Genomic DNA, 19,678 nt, shown 5'->3' on the forward strand with positions numbered 1-19,678 from the left:
GAAAAGTGGTGGTCAAATCCCACGACTCGGCGGGGTTGTGGGACAGAATGTCGCCATGCGGACATTTGCCGGGATGTTGCACGCTGTTGTCGCCGGAGTTCTGGTCGTCGCCGCTGGTCACGGGGTCGCGGGCGCCGCGCCGTCGGGCAGCGCCGCGCTCGACCAGCTGCCCTGGACCGTCGGTCCGGAGGGAGTGCAGGCCACCGGGGCCGCGCTGGCCGACGGGCTCACCGGAACGGTGGTGTGGTCGCGCAACGCGCACACCCCGGTCCCGATCGCCAGCATCACCAAGGTGATGACGGCCATCGTCGTGATCGCGGGCAACGACCTCGAACGGCCCGTGACGGTGCCGAACGAGGCGTTCGCCTACTGCGCCAGGCACAACGGCAGCACCGCGGGCCTGGCGCCGGGCGAGGTGCTCACCGCGCGCCAGCTCCTGTACGGGCTGATGCTGCCGTCGGGCTGCGACGCGGCGTACGCGGTCGCCGAGTCCTTCGGGCCGGGGCAGGACGCGTTCATCGCGAAGATGAACGACACCGCGCGCCTGTTGGGTTTGGCGGGAACACAATTCACCGATCCCAGCGGCCTGCCGAACCCCACCGACGACTCCACGCATTCGACCCCGGTGGACCTCGTCGCGATGGGCGTGCGCGCGATGAGCCTGCCGGTGTTCCGCGAGATCGTCGCCGCGCGTGACTATTTCGTGCCCGCCGGCCCGGGGAACCGCGAGCACCGCTGGGAGACGACCAACCGGCTGCTGCGGGAATACCCGGGCACCATCGGCATCAAGACCGGCAACACCGACGCGGCGGGCCACTGCCTGCTGTTCGAGACGGTCCGGGCGGGCATCCCGGTGATCGGCGTGGTGCTGCACAGCTCGCCGCACAGCAGCGTCGCCGCGAAGGAAGACGCCGAGCGCCTGCTGAACTGGGCCTACGACCCGATCATGCGCGTGCTGCAACCGGCCTGACGACCAGCGCGCCGATGTCGGACGGTGTTCCTACACTGTCCGGCGTGACGCTCACTCCCGCCGACCTCGTCGGCTATACCGAACGCGACCTCGACGCCGATCTCGCCCGCTGGTTCCCGGACGCCGAGCCCGTCGTCGTCCCCGGCGGAACCCGTTCGGCCACACCGTTTCTCGACCGGCTCGCGCCCGCCGACGCGGCCGCGCTCGCCGCCTTCGACCGCCGTGTCCGCTCCGGGCGGCTCCCGCAGTTCCTCGACATCTTCGACTGGTCCTACGCCTTCGATTTCGCCGCCAACGACTGCGGCATCCTCGACGCGGACTACACCACCGCGCTCACCGACGACGACGTGTTCTCCGTCGGCGCCGACGGCGGCGGCAATCTCTACGTCGTGCTCACCACCGGCCAGATCGCGGTGTGGTTCCACGAGGAGGAGGTGCTCGAGGGCGGCACCCGCTTCGACAACCTCGACGTGTTCCTCTGGTCGTACGTGCGCTACCGGGCGGTGCGCGCGGGCCGGCTCGCGCGCGCCGACGTCGAGGCCGATTTCACCGCGCTCGGCCAGGACGGCGCGCTCGCGCGGGATCTGGGTCTGCTGGCGATGATGTCCTAGCCGCCCGGCTCGCTCAGGCGCGCGGTGCCCCCGCGGTGAAGGCGTTGTAGAGGACGCTGAGATCGAGGGACTCGATCGGGCTGGTCGGCGGGCGCGGCGTGCGGTCGATCTGCCGGTGCAGGGCCTCCATCTTCTCGTCCAGCTGGGTCGCCACCTCGGCGGCCTGCGCGAGGTCGCTGCGCAGGTTCGGCGGTACCTCGCCCCGGTACTTGTAGTAGATCTTGTGCTCGAGGCTGGCCCAGAAGTCCATCGCGATGGTGCGGATCTGGATCTCGACCGGCACCCGCTGGGTGCGGTCGGAGCGGAACACCGGGATCGAGACGATCAGGTGCAGGCTCTGGTAGCCGTTCGGCTTGCGGTTCGTGATGTAGTCGCGCTCCTCGAGGACGGTGATGTCCTCCTGACCGGCCAGCATGTCCCGGATGGTGCCGATATCGGAGATGAAGCTGCACACCACCCGCACCCCGGCGATATCGAGCACGTTCTCCCTGATCGCGGCCAGGTTCATCGCGTAGTTCTTGCGCTGCACCTTCTCCAGCACGCTCTCCGGCGACTTGAGCCGGGAGCCGACGTGCTCGATCGGGTTGTACTCGTGGGTGTTGTTGAAGTCCTCGCGCAGGATGTTGATCTTGGTGGTGATCTCGTCGATCGCGAACTTGTAGCCGAGCATGAAGTCGACGAACTGTTCGCGCAGATCGCGGATGTCCTCGACGGTGGCGTGCGCTCCGTTCCCGGGCGGGCCGTCGTCGGCGTTGGGGTCGAGCTGCCAGGTTTTCATCGCCCTCCATTGTGCCCGCATCGATGGGGTGCTCCGGCGGGCGCGGGTAGGGTCGGTGCCACCATGATGCTCACCGATCGCGTCGCGCGCGGGATCGCGTCCGGCGACGTGACCCAGGTGTTCCGCCGCTGGGCCCGGCCACGGGTACGCGCCGGTGGCACGCTGCGCACCTCGGCGGGCACCGTCGAGATCACCGGGGTGGACCAGGTCGAGGCCGGTGCCATCACCGACGCGGACGCGCGGGCGGCGGGCGAGGCGGACGCCGACGCCGTGCTGGCGGCCTTTCGCGGCGCGGCGCACTATCCCGTCTTCCGGATCGCGGTCCGCTTTCTCGGTCCCGACGACCGGATCGCGCTGAGCGGCCGTACCGATCCGGACGCGCACGAGGTGGCCGAGATCACGGCGGCACTGGCGCGGTTGGACCGGGCCAGCAGACGGGGGCCGTGGACGGCCGCGGTCCTCGACGTCATCGTGGCCCATCCGGGTCGGCGGGCCGGTGACCTCGCGGATCTGCTCGGCCGGGACCGGGAATCGCTGAAGCTCGATGTCCGCAAGCTGAAGAATCTCGGTCTCACCCGCAGCCTGGAGGTCGGCTACGAGATCTCGCCGCGGGGGCAGGCGTATCTCCGCGCGACCGGGCGGTGATGGGAAGATACGCCGATGTTCCAGATATTGCTGGTCGGTGCGCTCCTCGGGCTCGTGCACTGGCTGCTGTACCGGCGTCTCGGCGTCGCCACCGGACTCGGGCGCGCCGCGCGCCGGGCGCTCGCGGTCCTGCTGGTGATCCTGTGGATTCCGCCGGTCGTCGCGGTCGGCGCGGGCAACGTCTACTCGCCGGAGCCGGTGCGGCCGATCGTGTGGTGGGGTGAGGTCTGGTTCGCGGTCATCTTCTACCTGCTGATCGGGCTGCTCGTGCTCGGCGTGGTGCTCGCGGTGGCTCGGCTGCTGAGGTTCCAGCACCGTCGCGGGCTGACCCAGGTGGCCTCGGCGGTGCTGGTGGTGGCCTCGCTCGGGACGGTCGCCTACGGCGTCACCGAGGCGAGCGACCTGCGGGTGGTCGAGACCGAGCTGTCCTTCGCCGACCTGCCCCGCTCGGTCGACGGGCTGCGGGTGGCGGTCGTCGCCGACATCCACGTCGGCGCGGCCCGTGGCGCCGGCTTCACCCAGCGGGTGGTCGAGCTGGTCAATGCCCAGCAGCCCGATGTGATCGTGCTGCCCGGCGACCTGCTCGACGGCGCGGTCGCCCATGTCGGCCCCGATATCGACCCGCTCGCGGGGCTGCGCGCGAAGTACGGGAAGTTCGTCGTCGCGGGCAATCACGAAGGGTACGTGGACCGGCCGGACAACTGGCTCGACTACTACGACACCCTCGGGCTCACCACCCTGCGCAACAGCCACGTCCCGCTGACCGTCGGTGACGGCGCCATCGACATCGCCGGGGTCTACGACTTCGACGCCACCGATCCGGCGCCCGACGTCGACGCCGCCCTGGCCGGACAGCAGCCGGGCCGGTTCACGGTGCTGATCGCCCACCAGCCCCTGCAGGGCACCGGGGCGAGCGAACGCGGCGTCGACCTGCAGCTGTCGGGACACACCCACGGCGGTCAGATGTGGCCGCTGATGTATCCGGTCGGCTGGATCAACGGCACCGTCGCCGGTGCGAGCCGGATCGGCGACATGCAGATGTACACCACCCGAGGTGTCGGCGCGTGGGGTCCGCCGGTGCGCGTCGGTGCGCCGCCGGACATCACCGTGGTGACGCTGCGGGCCGGCTGACGACCGGTCAGCCGTGGCGCCGGAAATCCGGCAGCTGCCAGCTGCCGTCGAACGCCGGGCCGTCGGGGCCGTAGATGCGGAAATAGGTGAACCAGCCGGTGCCCGGGGTGGTTTGGATCCACCGGTCGATCGGGGTGTTCGGCGGCGGCGTCGGTCCGAAGTAGAGGGTCAGCGGCTCGGTGGTGTCGACGTCGGCCAGCTCATACAGGGAGCGCAGCGCGGGCCGGTTCAGCGGCGAGCGCAGTTCGCTGCGGGTGCGCGCGTCGTAGGCGGTGATCGACCAGAACAGGGTCGCCGGAACCGGTTGCGGGACGGTGAGGCTGTAGTAGCCCGCGCCCTCCAGATAGGCCCCCGCGGAGTCGCGCAGGCCCAGCCAGTACAGCGAACCCGCGCCGGGAGTGCGCGCGAACATCGCCGGTGACTCGATCTGGGCCTGGTAGAACCACTTCTCGCGCGCGTACAGATCGGTGTAGCCCGCGGCGTCGAAGGTGCCGTTCTCCGGGCGCAGGACGGCCCACTCCCAGCGGCTGTCCGGCCACACCTGCCGATCCGGCCTGCGATCGGCGAACGATTGCACGCACAGGTGCAGGTGCCCGCGCCGGGCCGCGTCGGTGAGAATGGCCGTCATCCGCCGATCGGGCACGAACGGGAGGTCGCGCGCGATCCCGAGCGTCGCGAGTTCGCCGTACTGGTAGCGATAGTCGGGGTTGGGCGGCTCGGAGTTCAGGATCTCGTGCAGGATTCGCCAGTAGTCGAGCGTCTCCTCCCACCGCACCGGGGTGAAGTCCAGGCCCTTCTGCTCCGAAAGATCCACCCACTCCAGCGGATTCGACTCGGCGTCGGCGCCCAGCGGATACACCCGCACCTGCTGGATGAGCGCGATCGCGGGGTCGACCTCGGCGCCGTGCGGCAGCGCGCGGACGAGGACGAGCACCCGGTTCGTCGTCGCGGTGCCGGTGAAATAGCCCTCCGGCACCGGCTCGTCGTAGCCGGGCGGCAGCAGCAGGTGCTTGCCGCCCTCGGCACCCGCAGGTCCGGGCAGCCCCAGGTCGAGCACCCAGAGCTGGTTGAGGTCGTTCGCCGTGCCCATGAGCGTGCCCGGCGGCACCTCGACGACCATCGGCCCGTCCGACAGGTCGATGGTGAGCCCGGCATACGGCGTATCGGAATTGGCGGTGAAGACGTACTGATCCGGGCTGCCGACCAGCAGCACCATCACCCGATTCGGCGCCGCTCCCGCCGCGAGATTCTCCCGCCACGTCGCCTCGAGCGAGACGGTGGGGAAGAAGAACCGGTACATCGCCAGCGCCCGCTGGTAATCGAGTTCGTCATAGGCGCGGCGGACAGCGTCCGGGCTGGGAAAACCGCCACGAATGTACTGCGGTGCAGTCATGCCCGACCTCTTCCGTCGACAGCATCGGCCCCTCGTTGCCGACGTTAGGCAGACGTGTACCGCCTCGCTTCACCCGAAACGGATGAACCACGCACCGTGTGCCGGGCTGCTATCGCCACCACCCGGCATCCCTGTCGTCGGGTTCCGGAACCGGCGTCGGCGCGTATCGGGTGGCGACGGCGATCGCGCGATCCCGCAGGGACGCGCGCAGCGACGACGGGGCCAGCGCTTCCGCGTCGATGCCGAGCTGCCACAGCGCCCATTCGGCGTGCCGGGAATCCTGGAAGGTCACGGCCAGCCGGAGCCACTCGTGGTCGGGTTCCTCGGAATGGACGGCCAGTGCGGTGCGGACCAGCTCCTCACGCCGCGCCGGCCGGATCCGGACCAGCACGGCGAGCTGGTCACCGCCGGTGCGGAAGCGGGCGCTGCGTTCCTGCCAGGCCCGGTCCAGATCGACCCGGTCGGGCCGCTGTGCCGGTTCGGGCAACTCCTCGGCCGCCAGCACCCGGGACAGCCGATAGGTGCGGTCCGCCCCGGATCTCGTGGCCAGCAGATAGCCGTGGTCGCGCACCATGACGATCCCGATCGGGTCCACCGTCCGCCAGCTCGGCGCCTGGCCGACCGCGGCGTAGTGGATGCGCAGCTTGTGCCCGGCGAACACCGCGCGGCGGATCGCGGCCGCGATATCGCCCGGGACCTCGTCGTCGACCGCCGGACGCGAGAGCAGATCCGTCGCCGGGTCGATGAGCAGCCGTTCGGCGACGTCGGCCGCGGTGGTGCGGTGGTTGTCGGGCAGCGCGTCGACCACCTTGAGCATGGCCGACGACAGCGCCGACCCGAGACCGAAAGCCTGTGCGCCACGGCGTGATCCGGCGATCAGCAGGGCCAGCGCCTCGTCGTTGTTCACCCCGGTGAGCTCGGTCCGGAACCCGGGGAGCAGCGCGAAGCCGCCGTGCCTGCCGCGTTCGGCGTAGACCGGCACACCGGCCGCCGACAGCGCCTCGATATCGCGCAGGACCGTCCGGGTGGACACCTCCAGCTCGGTGGCGAGCTCGGTCGCGGTGAGTCGGCCGCGCTGGCGCAGCAACAACACCAGCGACACCAACCGGTCTGCGCGCATCCGCAAACTCTACCGAATACACGACAGAGGATGTCGTGATTGCTTGCGAGGGTTGTCCCACGGCGTCGCGGACGCCGGACTACGACGAATCGAATGGAGCTGAAGTGGGACTGGAACGAACCGCGGTCAACCCGGTGACCTGGTCGGTGGCGATGGGATTCAACCAGGGCGAACTCGTCACCGGGCACACGCGCACCCTGTACTGCTCCGGACAGACCGCGATGAGCGGCGACGGCACGCCCCGGCACGAGGGCGATCTGGCCGCGCAGCTGGCGCTGAGCCTGGACAACCTGGAGGCCGTGCTCGCCGAGGCGGACATGTCGCTGGCCAATCTCGTCCGGCTCAACGTCTACACCACCGACGTGGACCTGCTGTTCCAGCACTACGGCGTGCTGGCGGCCCGGCTCGGCGCGGCCGCGGTGGCACCGGCGACCACCATGCTCGGCGTGACTCGGCTGGCGATTCCCGGTCAGCTGGTCGAGCTGGAGGGAACCGCCGTCGACTGAGGTGTTCCGGTGCGCCCGCGCAGCACAGTTCTGCGCGGGCATGGACGCGGAAGGTGCTCCGGGAGTACGACTTTCGTGTCAGGCGACGCGGCGGGTCGGGGGTTCCAGCACGTCGGCGAGCGGACGGCGCGGGCTCGCGGAGACCGGGGGAGCGGTGTGGTGCAGGCGGCCGACGCGGACCACCACCTGGGGGTGCGCGCAGTCGTGCAGCAAGGAGTGCCGGATCGCGTCGCGGAGTTCGGGGATGCCCAGCGGTTCGGATTGGATGCAGGTCGCCAAGCCCAGGCTGGTGGCCCCGAGCAGCAGGGCGCTGGTCGCCTCGCCCGCCCGCAGGCGGGCGCGGCGGTCGTCGGCCGCGGTGCAGATCACGACCCAGCTGGCGTGGTCGGCGCCCTCGCCGGGATCGTCGAGACCCGGGTCACGGAAGGCGCGGAGCGGGAGGGGGTCGTCGTGCCTCGGCAGCACCGTCGTGTGGGACGGCACGCCGTCCCCGTGATCGGCACGCCCGCTCCAGGTCGCGAGTTCGCGCAGATACGCGGCGTCGGAGCGGTGCCGCGCCGCCGCGGCCCGCATCGGCTCGGCCAGCAGGGGCAACAGCTGTTCCGGGATATTCCGGGCGACCGCGCCGAATTCGACAACGGTCGAGGACAGGGCGCGCAAGGCGCCCGCGGGCAACGGCAACGGCGCGAATCGGCGCCGCTCGGATTTCCGGAGCAGAATCGCGGCGGCGAGCTGGATATCGGTATCCGACGGCGGCCTCGGCGAGACGGTGACGGTGGCCAGATGATTCGGGTCGTCCGGGTCGGGCAGGAATTCGGGAATCGCCGACCAACCGGTGACCGCGAGTGCCACGCGCAAATGATGGAGGGCGGCGCCGCAACTGACGACCATGGCCTGTCCATCGGGATCTTCCACCGGCAATTGCCGCGCGGGATCGCTGTACAGCTCGACCCGTCCGTCGCCGACCTGCCAGCGCCACGGCTGCGTGTTGTGCACCGACGGCGCCTTCACCGCGAGTTCCAGCGCGGCGGTCATCGTATCCACGTCGAATAGCAACGGTGTCATTTCACGATCCCTCCTGACGGGATTGCGGCACGCGCTTCTCTTCCGGTCTTCCCACTGTGGAAGACGCGCCGCAATCGACCATAAGTCGGTCTCCCGAATTAAGCGAATTCATATCGTTTCAAATGCCCCGCATATCGGTCCGGCGCGCCCGGCCGTCGATCGAGCTGACCGGGGGGACAGCGGCGCGAGCTATCGGTTCCGTAACGAAAACAATGCGCGGGGCATTTCGCCGATCGCGTCGATCAGGGGAGGTCGGTGAAATGGACGTCGTGGGCGACGGCGGTGGCGTGCAGGCCGTCGGGGGCGGGGCGGATAGCGGTGAGGCGCGCGCCGAGGGGCAGTTCCTGGAGGGGAACGACGAAGGTGAGGGGGCCGCGGAGCAGCGACAGCGGGACGGTCGGGCCGCCGAGGGCGGACTGGACCGACACGGGGGTGACCTCGATGCCCGCGTCGGTGGGGGCGACGGTCACGAAGACGGTCGCGGGGACCGAGAGGCCGGCGACCGGGAAGGTGCCGGTGACGCGCAGTCCCTCGGGACTGTCGGAGATCGACTCCACGCCCGAGGGCGCGAAGGTCCGCACGACGTCGTAGGGAACCACGGCCGTCGCGGTCGCCGTGTCGGCGACGAGGTTCGCGGTGCGGTTACCGACGATGTCGGCGAGCGGCGCGGAGACGTCGGTGAGTACCACGTCGAGATCGCGGACGGAGATGTCCTCGCCACTCCAGTCGCCGACCCGGATGTCGATGTCGCGGTAGATGCCGTCGATGGCCTGGGTCAGGAACGGGACGCCGCCGATCTCGACGTCCGGTGGCTGCGCGAGGTCGTACCGAGCGGCAACGGCGCGGCCGATCTCGTTCTGCGCCAACACGACTGCGACGCGATCGCCGACGACGAGTCCGATCACCCCGACGACGATCAGTATCAGCACTGCGCGCATACGCTCACCCTCTCGGCCATCCCACCATCATGCTGTGGATCGTGGCCGCGTGCGGGCAGGGCGACATCGAAAGGCGGGAACCGCTACATCGCGCGGACGGTCACCACGGTCTCGGCGCTGGGGAATTCGATCACCCGGAGCCGCCCGTTGACGAGATCGATCGTGTCGGCGATCACCCGTCCGGCGTGCTGGGCGCCACCGGTAAAGCTCGTGCTGATCACCCGGAAGCTGCGCCGCGGGGTGAGGACCACATCGCCGGATCGCAGCAGTCCGGCCGAGGTGGGGGCACCCGGGCAACTCTCGATCGTGGTCTTGCGGCCCCGGCCGCCGAGCAAACCCAGCACGGTGTGTCTCCAGTCGTGTCCGTCGCGGAAGCCGCGTTCCGTCGCGGGAATCGCGAGCGGGTATCGGAGACTTCTTACCCATCGGCCGCGCCCAGGAAACCCCAGGCAATCCGACCCGACGCCGTTCCCGATGAGCGGGAAGAGGCGCAGGCAGCCGCGCGGGCCCGGTCCTACGGTGAGCGACATGACCGCGACACCCCACCCCGACGACCCGGCGAGCACGCCGGGCGTGCCCGCGATCGCCCTGGTGACCGGCGCCAGCCGGGGCGTCGGCCGGGGCGTCGCGCTGGCGCTCGGCGCCGCGGGGTGGACCGTGTACCTGACCGGCCGGGGCAGCGCCGGTGACGGCGGGCCGCTGGAGGTGGCCGCCGCCGAGGTGAGCGCCCGCGGTGGCACCGGCATCGCCGTGCACTGCGATCACCGCGACGACGCGCAGATCGCCGCCGTCTTCGCCCGGATCGCGTCCGAGCAAGACGGGCTCGACCTGCTGGTCAACAACGTCTGGGCCAATCCCGACGGCTTCGCCGGTTTCAGCGACCCGTTCTGGCGGCGACCGGTCGGCGACTGGGACTCGCTGATCGGCGTCGGCCTGCGGGCGCACTACGTCGCTTCGGTCGAGGCGGCGCGGCTCATGGTCGCGCGCGGCCGCGGCGTCATCGCCAACATCTCCTCCTTCGGTACCCGCGGCTACCTGCACTCGGTGCTGTACGGGATGTCGAAGGCGGGCCTGGACAAGATGGCCGCCGACATGGCGGTGGAACTGCGCGGTACCGGTGTCAGCACGCTGTCGCTGTGGCCGGGGATCGTGCGCACCGAGCAGGTACTGGCCCTGGGTGTCGAGGACATCGAGGGTTTCCCGATCGCGGGCGCGGAGACGCCCGAATTCGTCGGGCGGGTCGTGCTGGCGCTGGCCACCGACCCCGCGATCGGCGACCGCAGCGGCGCCACGGTGATCACCGCCGAGGCGGCGCTCGACTACGGCATCACCGATATCGATGGTGGACAGCCGGTCTCGCATCGCGCGGCCTTCGGCGGCGGCGCGGTCTTCGGCATCCGAGAAGAAAAGGAACTGTGATGGATCTTTCGGGCAAGGTAGTGCTGGTCACCGGTGGTGCGCGCGGTCTGGGCGCGGCCTTCGCGCAGGGCATCGTCGCCGCGGGCGGCAGTGTCGTGATCGGCGACCTGCTGGACGACGACGGTGCCGCCGTCGCGGCGGAGCTGGGCGAGCGCGCCCGCTTCGTGCACCTCGACGTCACCGACCCGGCCGCGTGGCAGACCGCGGTCGACACCGCGATCGCGGCGTTCGGCTCGCTGACCGGCCTGGTCAACAACGCCGGGGTGACCGCCACGGGCGTCCCGCTGGTCGAGGAGCCGCTGGAGACCTTCCAGCGGGTGATCCAGGTGAACCTGGTGTCGGTCAACATGGGCATCCACGCGGTCGTGCCCGCACTGCGGGCGGCCGGCGGCGGTTCCATCGTCAACATCTCCTCGGCCGCCGGACTCGTCGGCCTGGCGCACACGGGCGCCTACGGCGCGGCCAAGTGGGGTGTACGCGGGCTGACCAAGGTGGCCGCGATCGAGCTCGCGAGCGACCGGATCCGGGTGAACTCGGTGCACCCCGGCATGGTGCTCACCCCGATGACCGCGCCGACCGGCATCGTCCTCGCCGACGGCGCCTTCCCCAACGCGCCGCTGGGCCGGGTCGGTCGCCCCGAGGAACTCGCCGGGGCTGTCACCTACCTGCTCAGCGACGCCGCCTCGTACACGACCGGCGCCGAGCTGGCCGTCGACGGCGGCTGGACCGCCGGTCCGCCGGTCGTGCGTGTCGAGGCCTGACCCGACTCAGGGCCGAGCAGGCTTGCGGCACACCAGCATCTGGTGGGCGCCCGCCTGGAACTCGTAGTCGACATCGACGATCCGCCCCTCGATCCCGTGCTCGCGCAGATCCGCGAGCAGCCGGTCGAGGTCGCGGTAGCGTTCGTCCGCACCGATCGGGACCAGCGGGAAGATCCGCGCCTCGGTGCCCACCCGGAGCAGTTCACGGACCGCGGCGAGATGGAACGCGTAGTCGAGGTCGGCGGCGTAGCTGAACAGCAGGTGCGAGCTGAGCACGAGGTCGAAGGCGTTGTCGCCGAACGGCAGACCGGGCAGCGTGCCCGCGACATAGCGGTCCGGTTCGGCCCGGCTGTGCGCGGCGAACAGCTCGGCCGCACGCTGCCGGACCGTCAGGTGTTCGCCCGGGTCGGCGAAGTACGTGAACCGGAACTGCTCCGGATGCGCGCGGACGTAGTCGTTGCCGCGCACGACCTCGTCCGCCGCGGTGGCGGCGACCTCGGCGGTGCCGCCGTTCGCGTAGGCGAGGTCGCAGGCCGTCACGTCGCCGCCGAGGCCCCGGACCGCGGCGGTGAACCCGGCCGCGCCGCCGGGACAGTCCAGCAGGCGGCGGCGTAGGTCCGCGTCGGTGAGGGCGAACATCGCCCGGTACTCACCCAGTGCGCGGGAGCTGACCAGGAAGCCGCCGAACGGCTGGTTGCTGGTGTGGTCGGAAGTCATTGCCGGTACCCCGTTCTCGTCGGGGCCGCCGACCGGCGCGGACCGCGAGTCCGACGCGAGGACGGGATGCGGCCGCTCCGGGGGCGGCCGCACGCACAGTCGATGATGGCCGCTACCGCGGCCACCACCCCTGCGCTGTCATCGTCACCTGGCCATTGAATCACAGCGGGCCAGTGATTTACCGCGGGCGATCACAGCATGCGCTGCCTGCCGTGCGCGGCGAATTCCGATTCCAAGTCCCGTCGGTCCGCGTCGGTCATGCGGCGGTACCGCGGTCGGCCGCGGCCGACCCACCGATGCACCGGCTCCTCCGTCCGCCAGGCCTGCTCCTGGAGTTCGCGCTTGAGGACCTTGTTCGACCCGGTCACCGGCAGATTCGCCGAGACCCGCACGAACCGGGGCATGCCCTTGCTGCCGAGATCGTCCTGGGCGCAGAGGAATTCGGTGAACTCGTCGAGATCGAAGGCGCCCGGATCGGCGACTTCGACGGCGGCCATGACCTGATCGCCCGAGCGGGGATCGGGCACCCCGAACACCGCGGCGGCGATGACGGCGGGGTGCCTGCGCAGCACCTGCTCGATCAGCAGGGTCGAGGTGTTCTCACCGTCGACCCGCAACCAATCACCCTTGCGGCCCGCGAAATACAGGAATCCGTCGGTGTCGAGGTAGCCGAGGTCGCCGGTCCAGTACCAGCCGTTGCGGATCCGGTCGGCGTCGGCGGCCTCGTTCTTGTAGTAGCCCTCGAAGACGAGCGCGCCCGCCTTGTCGATCATCTCCCCGATCGCCTCGTCGGGATTGCGCACCCGGCCGTACTCGTCGAGCTCGGCCCGCGCGCACTCGCGCAGGGTTTCCGGATCCACCACCGCGACACCGGGATGCGCGGGCCTGCCGAGCGCGGCGGGCGGTGCGGCCGGATCCAGTGCGGCCAAGCTCGGCCCCTCGCTGGAGCCGTAGCCCTCGTGCAGTGCCGCGCCGAAGCGGCGCCGGAACTCGTCCTGGTCGGCGACCGACGCCTCGGTTCCGAAACCGCGGACCAGCGGATTATCCGAATCCTGCGCGGTTTCGGGGGTGGCGAGCAGGTAGCCCAGTGCCTTGCCGACATAGGTGAAGAAGGTCGCGCCGAAGTACCGCACGTCCGGAAGGAACTGCGACGCCGAGAATTTCGGCGTCAGGCACACCGTCGCGCCGACCGACAGCGCGGGCGCCCACAGCGCCATGATGGCATTGCCGTGGAACAGCGGCATGCAGCAGTAGTCCACGTCGTCGCGGATGTGCCCGAACTTCGCCGCCGCCGCGGCGGCGATCACCGCGAGGCGGCGCTGGGTGCACCGCACCGCCTTGGAGGTCCCGGTGGTGCCGGAGGTGAACAACAACAGCAGCAGATCCGCGGGTCCACCCACCGCTGTCGGCTCGACCCGGTGGGCATCGACGCGGGCGGCGTAATCGGGGCTGTCGACCAGCAGGAATCGGTCCTCGGTCAGGTCCAGATCCAGCCGCCGCAGCCGCGCCATCCCCGCCGCGTCGGTGACGATCAGCTGGCAGTCGACATACCGGATGTCCTCGGCCAGTTGCGCGTCGCCGCGGGTCGGATTGAGCCCGGCCACCGTCGCGCCCGCCAGCGCCGCCGCGCCCAGCCAGAAGACGAAATCGGGCACATTGTCGAGCAGTACGCCGAGGTGGAACGGGCCGTCGCGGCGCAGGCTCCGGGCCAGTTCCGCGCGCGCGGCCGACTCGTGGACAACCGCGTCCCAGGTCCAGTCGGTCTCGCGGGTGCGCAGACCGAGGCGCTGATCGCCGAGCCGGTCGAGCAGCATGGTCGCGATGTCGGCGTGGTTCCCGTCCGTCATCGCACGCCCGGGTGGACGAGGTCGATGTACTCCTGCGGCAATTCGTCGAAGGTCAGTTTGCGGATCTCGGACGGGCCGGAATGGTAGGAATCCTCGCCCTCGATGCGGCCCTCGGCATCGATCGGCCACAGCAGCAGCTGGCGGAACACGATCAGATAGTCGGCGTCGGGATCGTCGACGGGGATGCCGATCTGGAGGGCGTAGGAGCCCGGGTAGATCTGCTTCAGGAAGCCCTCGGTCACCACGCAGTCGTCGTCGACGACGAGCCGGTCCAGCTCGTACTCGAGGACATTGCTGCGACTGGCGACGAAGTCGGAGTAGTAGGTGTGCACGGTCTCGCGCCCCTTCGGGCCGACATCCCGGCCTGCGTTCCAGAAGTGGTAGGCGGGTTCGGGCACCAGGGTCCGCATGAGCCCGTGCAGGTCGGGGGCGGCCTCGGCCTTCATATGCTCGATGACGATGCCGAGCACCTGGCGATGCCGTTCGTTCGTGGTGACGGCCAGGCGCTGCTCCAGCGGCGCCCAGGTGCTGGTCGGATCGATGACCGCCATGGCGGGACTCCTTCTCGTTCACCGGGTTTCCCCGGTTGCCTCATCGGTGCCTGCCGATCATCGCTCGCCGGAGTGACCCAGATCACCCGACACCTGTCGCGGGATGGTCCGTCTCGGCCCGACGCGCGTCGGATCCGTCGGGCGACAGCTCGGCCGCGGACAGGGCGATCCGCCGCATCATCAGCGCCAGCGTGGCCATGAACCGGTCGAGCGATTCGCCGACGTCCCAGCCCATCGCCGCCTCGACCTGCGCGATCCGCGCGGCGACCGTGCTGTGGTGTAGGTGCAGTTCGTCCGCGGTGCGCCGCAGCGAACCGAACAGGCAGAACGCCTCGAGCGTGTCGACGGCCAGCGCACCGGCCTCGGTCGCGGCGAACTCGTCGAGCCGCATCACATCCGGTGCGCCGAGCAGTTTCGGCACCGGGAGTTCGCCGAGCAGGGCGAGTGAACCGAGCCGTTCGAAGGCGATCACCCGGCGGCCGTGCCAGGTCGAGGACGCGAACCGCAGCGCCCGGCGCGCCTGCTCCCACGAGGTGGCCGCCGCCAGCGCGGGCAGCCGTTCGCCCATGCCCACCCAGGGTCCGTCGGCGCCCCGGCGCGAGGCCGGAAATGCTTGGACGACAGCGGCATTCAGCACATCGGACAGTTCCCGGCAGCTGCTGCCGTCCTGGAGGAGGACGGCGGTGACGGTGCCGAGGATCGTCGAGCGGACCACCGGGACGCGCGCGCCGATGATGCGCACCGCGTCGGCCGCGCCCGGACCGGAGATCGCTAGCAGGCACAGCGGCCGCGCCGGGTCGACGCCGAGCAGCCGCATCGCGCGCACCCGATCGGCCCGCCGCTGTTCCTCCGAGAGCACCACCTCGAGCAGGGCCGGATCGGCGAGCCCGGTCGGCCCGGCGGCGCCCCGGCGCGAGGTCACTCGCAGGCAGTGCCGCATCCGGGCCACCAGCACCGCGTCGAGCGGGCGGGCGTCCCCGGCCCGCTCCAGCCACACCACCGGGTCCACACCGAACGCCGCGGGCGGCGGTGCGGCGGCGGCCAGCAGCCGCCCCGCCGCGTCGTACCGGATCGTGGTCCCCGACGGCCACCGCGCACCCGCCGGACACTCGGCCAGCACCGCGGCCGCCCGGATCACGGTGTCGGCATTGGCATCGGACTCGGCGAACCCGTCGAAATACTCGACCACCCGCAGCAGATCGTCGGCGAACTCCGCCGCACCCGGCGGCTCGGGATCGGTCGCACCCATTCGGCACCTCCACTGGCGGGGACGTCTCGACCAGAGTGTCAGCAGCATGCCGCCGCGCCGCGGAATTTCCCACGCGCCGTCCCGCTGGGTGGCACGATCCGAACCCTCCGCGGCTCGCCGCACCGATCGATCCATCGGCCGGTGGGGCAAGATCATGGTGTGCACCCGACCTTCGACGACTTGGTGACGGAGGCCGCGGCCGTGTCGGTGGACGGCTGGGACTTCACCTGGCTGGACGGGCGTGCCACCGAGGAGCGGCCGCCGTGGGGATACCAGCGGTTGATCGGCGAGCGGCTCGGGGCCGCCGCGGCGGGGCTGGACCTGCAGACCGGCGGCGGTGAGGTGCTGGCCGGGGTGCCGCGACTGCCCCGGGTCATGGCGGCGACGGAGGCGTGGCCGCCGAATGTCGCCGTCGCGACCGCGTTGCTGCGTCCTCGGGGCGTGGTGGTCGTCGCCGACAACGGCGAGCCGCCGCTGCCGTTCGCGGACGGGGCTTTCGATCTGGTGGTCAGCCGTCATCCCGTCACCGTGCACTGGGCCGAGATCGCCCGGGTCCTCGAACCCGGCGGTGCCTATCTCGCTCAGCATGTCGGACCGGCCAGTGTGTTCGAGCTCTGCGAGTTCTTCCTCGGCCCGCAACCTCGGGACGTGCGCTAGCGCCGGCACCCGGACACCGCCCGCACGCGGGCCGAAGCCGCGGGTCTCGAGGTGACCGATCTGCGGTCGGCGCGACTGCGGATGGAGTTCGGTGACATCGGCGCGGTGATCTACTTCCTGCGCAAGGTCATCTGGATCGTTCCCGGGTTCGCCGTGGAGCGCTACCTGGATCGGCTGCGGGAACTCCACGAACAGATCCGCGCCGACGGCCCGTTCGTCGCCCATTCGACGCGCTTTCTCATCGAGGCCCGCAAGCCGCGCTGACCGGTCGGTCCGGCCGGAAAGTTTGGTTCTTTTCACGATGGCGACCGGTCTCGTTTCGTTCGGTCGCCAGAATCCGGAGATCTTTCGTTCGCCCACGGCGGGCCGCGCCACCATGGGTTCTGGTGCAGTGCCTGCCGACCGGGCACCGCCGTGGCACGGGGGCCGCGGTGACGAGGCACTTCCCGGCAGTGTGGCCGGGCCTGCGGAAGCGCGAACGAATGCCGAGTGACGTCGTCGATGTGGCCGTGGACTTCGCCGTCCCGCGCCGGCCGCTGTGGGATGTGCTGCTGGAACCGCAGAGCTACCCGCGCCTGTGGACCGGGATCGGCGGGTGCGAGCGGATACTGCACCCCGACGGCGGCACCGTCTGGCAGGTCCGGGTCGGCGACGCCGCCCTCGGGGTCCGGACGGTGGGCCTGGCGCTGACGATCGGGCGCTGGTACGAGAGCTTCGAACTGCACAATCCGGAGACCGGCAGCTTCGCCATGGTCCGGCTCACCGGCGCCGACGACCGCACCTCGGTGAGTGTCACCGTCTTCGCGGCGCCCCGCCTGCATCCGGCGCTGCGCGGCGCGACCAACGCCACGATCGTCAACTGGGTCAAGGACGGCCTGCGCCGGGCGGCCGACGTGGTCCGCGGGGCACGGACGTCGGTGGTGGCCAACGGCGACCGGGCCCCGATCCGGCGCCGCTCCGAAATCGCGCGGTGGTGGGTGAACTCGGGCCTGGTCGCACCGCCGCTGACCTCGGCCCGGCAGCTGCGCTCGCTGTACCGGTGGGGATTCAATCTGGCGGGCGGGTACGCCGCGGGCGCCGCGCACAGCCCCGACCAGCTCGCCCTGCTCGACGACGGCAGTACCGCGACCTTCGCCGAGACCGACAAGCGCACCACCGCGCTGGCCGGCGCGATGTACGAGGTCGGCCTGCGGGCGGGCGACGCGGTCGGCCTGCTGGCCGGAAACCATTGCGGCATGGTCGAAACCATGGTCGCCGCGGGCAAACTCGGCGTCGACGTGGCACTGCTCAACGCCGGTCTGTCCGGACGGCGCATCGAGGAGATCGTGCAGCGGCACCGCCTCTCGGCGCTGTTCGTCGACACCGACCTGGCGCACCTTGTGCAGTACCTGCACCGCGATCTGCCCCGCTTCTGCACCGACGACCGGCCGGTGCGCCCGGATCAGACCACCATCGAGGACCTGATCGCGTTGCGCCGCACCAAGTTCCCGGTGCCGACCGTGCCAGGCAGGCAGATCGTGCTCACCTCGGGCACCAGCGGCACCCCCAAGGGCGCCCGTCGGCCGCACGCGAAGGGCTTCGACACTCTCGTCGCGCTGCTGTCCCGGATTCCGATCCACGTCGGCAGCACGATGATGATCCCCGCGCCGCTGTTCCACACCTGGGGACTGTCCGCACTGCAACTGAGCACCGCCGTGCGCGCCACCGTCGTGCTGTCCCAGGGTTTCGACGCCGAGGACTGCCTGCGCCGCATCGCCGAACACCGGGTCCAGACCCTCATCGCCGTGCCGACCATGGTGCAGCGCCTGGTCGACCTTCCCGAGGCGGTGCGCACCCGCTACGACCTGAGCAGCCTGCGGCACGTGATCAGCTGCGGCGCTCCGCTGGCGGCGATTACGGTGGACCGCTTCCTGGCCGACTACGGCGACGTGCTCTACAACCTCTACGGGTCGACCGAGGTCTCCTGGGCCAGTGTGGCCGGACCCGAGGAACTGCGGGCCGCCCCCACCACCGCGGGCCGCCCGCCGCTGGGCACCCGCATCGCCGTCCTCGACCCCGAGCGCGTGCCGGTGCCGGTGGGCATGATCGGGCGGATCTTCGTCGGCAACCACATGCTGTTCGACGGCTACGTCAGCGATGCGCCGCCGGAGGAGTCCGACGGCATGCTGGATACCGGTGACCTGGGCTACCTCGACGCCGAGGGCAGATTGTTCGTGGTCGGGCGCGACGACGAGATGATCATCTCCGGTGGCGAGAACGTCTTCCCCCGCCCGGTCGAGGAGGCGCTGTCGTATCTGCCGCAGGTCACCGATGTCGCGGTGGTGGGTGTGCCGGATCGCGAGTTCGGTCAGCGGCTGGCCGCCTTCCTGGTCAAACACGAGGGCTCTGGACTCGACTCGGACATGGTCCGCACCTACGTGCGCAATCGGCTGAGCCGCTTCTCCGTACCGCGCGATGTCACCTTCCTCAACGCGCTGCCACGGGGCGAGACCGGCAAGGTGCTCAAGCGGCTGCTGGTCGATCCGGAGGGGCTGGCGGGTTGATCCCGGTCACCGGAGCCGACTGTGCTCAGCCCGCGGTGCCGGGCACGGAAATCCGTCCGCTGTAGATCGCCCGCAGGGACGTGGCGGCGAACGCGGCGCAGTAGTCGATCAGGTCGGCGATCGGCACGTCCAGCCGTCCGCTGTGCTTCTCGACGATGACGCGCTCGAGCGTCCCGACCACCGAGAGCGCGAAGATGTCCATCACCTCCGCGGGCGGGTGCTCCTCGGGCCTGGCGCTGGTGCCGGTGGCCGCGACCAGCCGGGCGAATCGCCAGAGTGCCTCGCGCATCCGGTCTTCGGCGCCCGCGCCCGCCGGTTCGACGAAGACGATCCGGAGCTTGCGCGGATCGCGGTCCAGGGCGGTGAGGTAGGTGCCGATGCCCGCGCGCAGCTTGTCGGTGCCGCGGGCGGGCGTCGCTTCGACGGCCGCCGCCACCGACCGGTACAGCTCGTCGATGACGACGTCGAAGACCGCGGCGAACAATTCCCTGGTGCCGGTGAAGGATTCGTAGAAGTAGCGGTCGGTGAGCCCGGCCTCGCGACACAGGTCCTTGACGCCCGTCGCGGCGTAGCCGTCGGTGCCGAACAGCGCGAGCCCGGCATCGAGCAGCTTCGCCCGCCGGGCGGCGGCCCGTTCCTCGGCGCCCAGGCCGCCGTAGGTGCGGCCGGGCCGGGTGCTCACCGCGTCACCGTGATCGTCATGTCGGCATTGTCTCCCATCCGCGCGGACTCTGTGTCAGCATGTGACGATCGCGATCGTCAGATTGAGAACGGGGT

At 70.7% G+C, this 19,678-nt stretch carries 19 protein-coding genes and 1 pseudogene; 9 read left to right on the top strand and 11 right to left on the bottom strand.

Annotated features, from left to right (window positions below; all coding sequences use genetic code 11):
* The first annotated feature begins 73 nt into the window (after nt 1-73).
* Entirely contained in the window at nt 74-970 is an 897-nt protein-coding gene (locus tag AB0H54_RS26585; RefSeq protein ID WP_355282483.1) for a D-alanyl-D-alanine carboxypeptidase, read from the top strand.
* Between the two features lie 44 nt (nt 971-1,014).
* Complete coding sequence (locus tag AB0H54_RS26590; RefSeq protein WP_357348818.1) at nt 1,015-1,581, top strand: hypothetical protein; 567 nt, start codon at nt 1,015-1,017, stop codon at nt 1,579-1,581.
* Between the two features lie 13 nt (nt 1,582-1,594).
* On the opposite strand, the gene AB0H54_RS26595 is transcribed toward AB0H54_RS26590, so the two are convergent.
* Nucleotides 1,595-2,359 (bottom strand): GTP pyrophosphokinase family protein, encoded by a 765-nt coding sequence (locus AB0H54_RS26595; RefSeq protein WP_355282489.1) that lies wholly within the window; start codon nt 2,357-2,359, stop codon nt 1,595-1,597.
* A gap of 63 nt (nt 2,360-2,422) precedes the next feature.
* Here AB0H54_RS26595 and AB0H54_RS26600 point away from each other — a divergent pair, with 63 nt between their 5' ends.
* Entirely contained in the window at nt 2,423-3,004 is a 582-nt protein-coding gene (locus tag AB0H54_RS26600; RefSeq protein ID WP_357348820.1) for a hypothetical protein, read from the top strand.
* Nucleotides 3,005-3,019: 15 nt separating this feature from the next.
* On the top strand, nt 3,020-4,135 hold the full coding sequence (locus AB0H54_RS26605; RefSeq protein ID WP_357348822.1) for a metallophosphoesterase: 1,116 nt from the start codon (nt 3,020-3,022) through the stop codon (nt 4,133-4,135).
* A 7-nt stretch (nt 4,136-4,142) separates the two neighbouring features.
* Here AB0H54_RS26605 and AB0H54_RS26610 read toward each other — a convergent pair whose 3' ends face one another.
* Entirely contained in the window at nt 4,143-5,528 is a 1,386-nt protein-coding gene (locus AB0H54_RS26610) for a DUF1254 domain-containing protein (protein ID WP_357348824.1), read from the bottom strand.
* Nucleotides 5,529-5,637: 109 nt separating this feature from the next.
* Nucleotides 5,638-6,648, bottom strand: a complete 1,011-nt coding sequence (locus tag AB0H54_RS26615) for a WYL domain-containing protein (protein WP_357348826.1) — start codon at nt 6,646-6,648, stop codon at nt 5,638-5,640.
* 110 nt (nt 6,649-6,758) lie between these two features.
* Here AB0H54_RS26615 and AB0H54_RS26620 point away from each other — a divergent pair, with 110 nt between their 5' ends.
* Nucleotides 6,759-7,154, top strand: a complete 396-nt coding sequence (locus AB0H54_RS26620; protein WP_357349098.1) for a RidA family protein — start codon at nt 6,759-6,761, stop codon at nt 7,152-7,154.
* 78 nt (nt 7,155-7,232) lie between these two features.
* Here the strand turns inward: AB0H54_RS26620 and AB0H54_RS26625 are convergent, their stop codons facing one another.
* From AB0H54_RS26625 to AB0H54_RS26635, 3 genes are all read right to left on the bottom strand, one after another.
* Nucleotides 7,233-8,219 carry a hypothetical protein gene (locus AB0H54_RS26625; RefSeq protein WP_357348828.1) on the bottom strand — a complete coding sequence of 329 codons (987 nt, stop codon included), beginning with the start codon at nt 8,217-8,219 and terminating at the stop codon, nt 7,233-7,235.
* Between the two features lie 242 nt (nt 8,220-8,461).
* Nucleotides 8,462-9,157 (bottom strand): DUF2993 domain-containing protein, encoded by a 696-nt coding sequence (locus AB0H54_RS26630; protein ID WP_357348830.1) that lies wholly within the window; start codon nt 9,155-9,157, stop codon nt 8,462-8,464.
* Between the two features lie 83 nt (nt 9,158-9,240).
* Entirely contained in the window at nt 9,241-9,501 is a 261-nt protein-coding gene (locus AB0H54_RS26635; protein WP_357348832.1) for a hypothetical protein, read from the bottom strand.
* Nucleotides 9,502-9,685: 184 nt separating this feature from the next.
* On the opposite strand from AB0H54_RS26635, the gene AB0H54_RS26640 reads away from it, so the two are divergent.
* Entirely contained in the window at nt 9,686-10,576 is an 891-nt protein-coding gene (locus tag AB0H54_RS26640) for an SDR family NAD(P)-dependent oxidoreductase (RefSeq protein ID WP_357348833.1), read from the top strand.
* Nucleotides 10,576-11,337, top strand: a complete 762-nt coding sequence (locus AB0H54_RS26645) for a glucose 1-dehydrogenase (protein ID WP_357348835.1) — start codon at nt 10,576-10,578, stop codon at nt 11,335-11,337. Before AB0H54_RS26640 ends, AB0H54_RS26645 begins: the two co-directional genes overlap by 1 nt.
* Before the next feature lie 6 nt (nt 11,338-11,343).
* On the opposite strand, the gene AB0H54_RS26650 is transcribed toward AB0H54_RS26645, so the two are convergent.
* The 4 genes from AB0H54_RS26650 to AB0H54_RS26665 form a co-directional block, all read right to left on the bottom strand.
* Nucleotides 11,344-12,054: a hypothetical protein gene (locus tag AB0H54_RS26650; RefSeq protein ID WP_357348837.1), complete on the bottom strand. Its 711-nt coding sequence runs from the start codon at nt 12,052-12,054 to the stop codon at nt 11,344-11,346.
* A 191-nt stretch (nt 12,055-12,245) separates the two neighbouring features.
* Entirely contained in the window at nt 12,246-13,901 is a 1,656-nt protein-coding gene (locus AB0H54_RS26655; protein ID WP_357348839.1) for an AMP-binding protein, read from the bottom strand.
* A complete protein-coding gene (locus AB0H54_RS26660) occupies nt 13,898-14,452 on the bottom strand; it encodes a nuclear transport factor 2 family protein (RefSeq protein ID WP_357348841.1) in 555 nt (184 codons plus the stop codon). The genes AB0H54_RS26655 and AB0H54_RS26660 overlap by 4 nt, the downstream gene beginning before the upstream one ends.
* 82 nt (nt 14,453-14,534) lie before the next feature.
* Complete coding sequence (locus AB0H54_RS26665; RefSeq protein WP_357348843.1) at nt 14,535-15,701, bottom strand: helix-turn-helix domain-containing protein; 1,167 nt, start codon at nt 15,699-15,701, stop codon at nt 14,535-14,537.
* A gap of 159 nt (nt 15,702-15,860) precedes the next feature.
* Between AB0H54_RS26665 and AB0H54_RS26670 the strand changes: the two are divergent.
* Both AB0H54_RS26670 and AB0H54_RS26675 read left to right on the top strand, forming a co-directional pair.
* A pseudogene (locus AB0H54_RS26670) lies at nt 15,861-16,622 on the top strand (class I SAM-dependent methyltransferase).
* 218 nt (nt 16,623-16,840) lie between these two features.
* Nucleotides 16,841-18,901 carry an AMP-binding protein gene (locus AB0H54_RS26675; RefSeq protein ID WP_357348845.1) on the top strand — a complete coding sequence of 687 codons (2,061 nt, stop codon included), beginning with the start codon at nt 16,841-16,843 and terminating at the stop codon, nt 18,899-18,901.
* A gap of 25 nt (nt 18,902-18,926) precedes the next feature.
* On the opposite strand, the gene AB0H54_RS26680 is transcribed toward AB0H54_RS26675, so the two are convergent.
* Nucleotides 18,927-19,583 carry a TetR/AcrR family transcriptional regulator gene (locus AB0H54_RS26680; protein WP_357348847.1) on the bottom strand — a complete coding sequence of 219 codons (657 nt, stop codon included), beginning with the start codon at nt 19,581-19,583 and terminating at the stop codon, nt 18,927-18,929.
* Nucleotides 19,584-19,678 lie beyond the last annotated feature (95 nt).

The organism is Nocardia sp. NPDC050718, assembly GCF_040654235.1.
GTDB lineage: Bacteria > Actinomycetota > Actinomycetes > Mycobacteriales > Mycobacteriaceae > Nocardia.

Coding starts and splice junctions, on each gene's coding strand:
- AB0H54_RS26615 (WP_357348826.1), bottom strand. CDS start 6,648: ATGCGCGCAGACCGGTTGGTGTCGCTGGTGTTGTTGCTGCGCCAGCGC.
- AB0H54_RS26625 (WP_357348828.1), bottom strand. CDS start 8,219: ATGACACCGTTGCTATTCGACGTGGATACGATGACCGCCGCGCTGGAA.
- AB0H54_RS26665 (WP_357348843.1), bottom strand. CDS start 15,701: ATGGGTGCGACCGATCCCGAGCCGCCGGGTGCGGCGGAGTTCGCCGAC.
- AB0H54_RS26640 (WP_357348833.1), top strand. CDS start 9,686: ATGACCGCGACACCCCACCCCGACGACCCGGCGAGCACGCCGGGCGTG.
- AB0H54_RS26605 (WP_357348822.1), top strand. CDS start 3,020: ATGTTCCAGATATTGCTGGTCGGTGCGCTCCTCGGGCTCGTGCACTGG.
- AB0H54_RS26650 (WP_357348837.1), bottom strand. CDS start 12,054: ATGACTTCCGACCACACCAGCAACCAGCCGTTCGGCGGCTTCCTGGTC.
- AB0H54_RS26655 (WP_357348839.1), bottom strand. CDS start 13,901: ATGACGGACGGGAACCACGCCGACATCGCGACCATGCTGCTCGACCGG.
- AB0H54_RS26630 (WP_357348830.1), bottom strand. CDS start 9,157: ATGCGCGCAGTGCTGATACTGATCGTCGTCGGGGTGATCGGACTCGTC.
- AB0H54_RS26660 (WP_357348841.1), bottom strand. CDS start 14,452: ATGGCGGTCATCGATCCGACCAGCACCTGGGCGCCGCTGGAGCAGCGC.
- AB0H54_RS26585 (WP_355282483.1), top strand. CDS start 74: ATGTTGCACGCTGTTGTCGCCGGAGTTCTGGTCGTCGCCGCTGGTCAC.
- AB0H54_RS26675 (WP_357348845.1), top strand. CDS start 16,841: ATGCCGAGTGACGTCGTCGATGTGGCCGTGGACTTCGCCGTCCCGCGC.
- AB0H54_RS26645 (WP_357348835.1), top strand. CDS start 10,576: ATGGATCTTTCGGGCAAGGTAGTGCTGGTCACCGGTGGTGCGCGCGGT.
- AB0H54_RS26600 (WP_357348820.1), top strand. CDS start 2,423: ATGATGCTCACCGATCGCGTCGCGCGCGGGATCGCGTCCGGCGACGTG.
- AB0H54_RS26595 (WP_355282489.1), bottom strand. CDS start 2,359: ATGAAAACCTGGCAGCTCGACCCCAACGCCGACGACGGCCCGCCCGGG.
- AB0H54_RS26610 (WP_357348824.1), bottom strand. CDS start 5,528: ATGACTGCACCGCAGTACATTCGTGGCGGTTTTCCCAGCCCGGACGCT.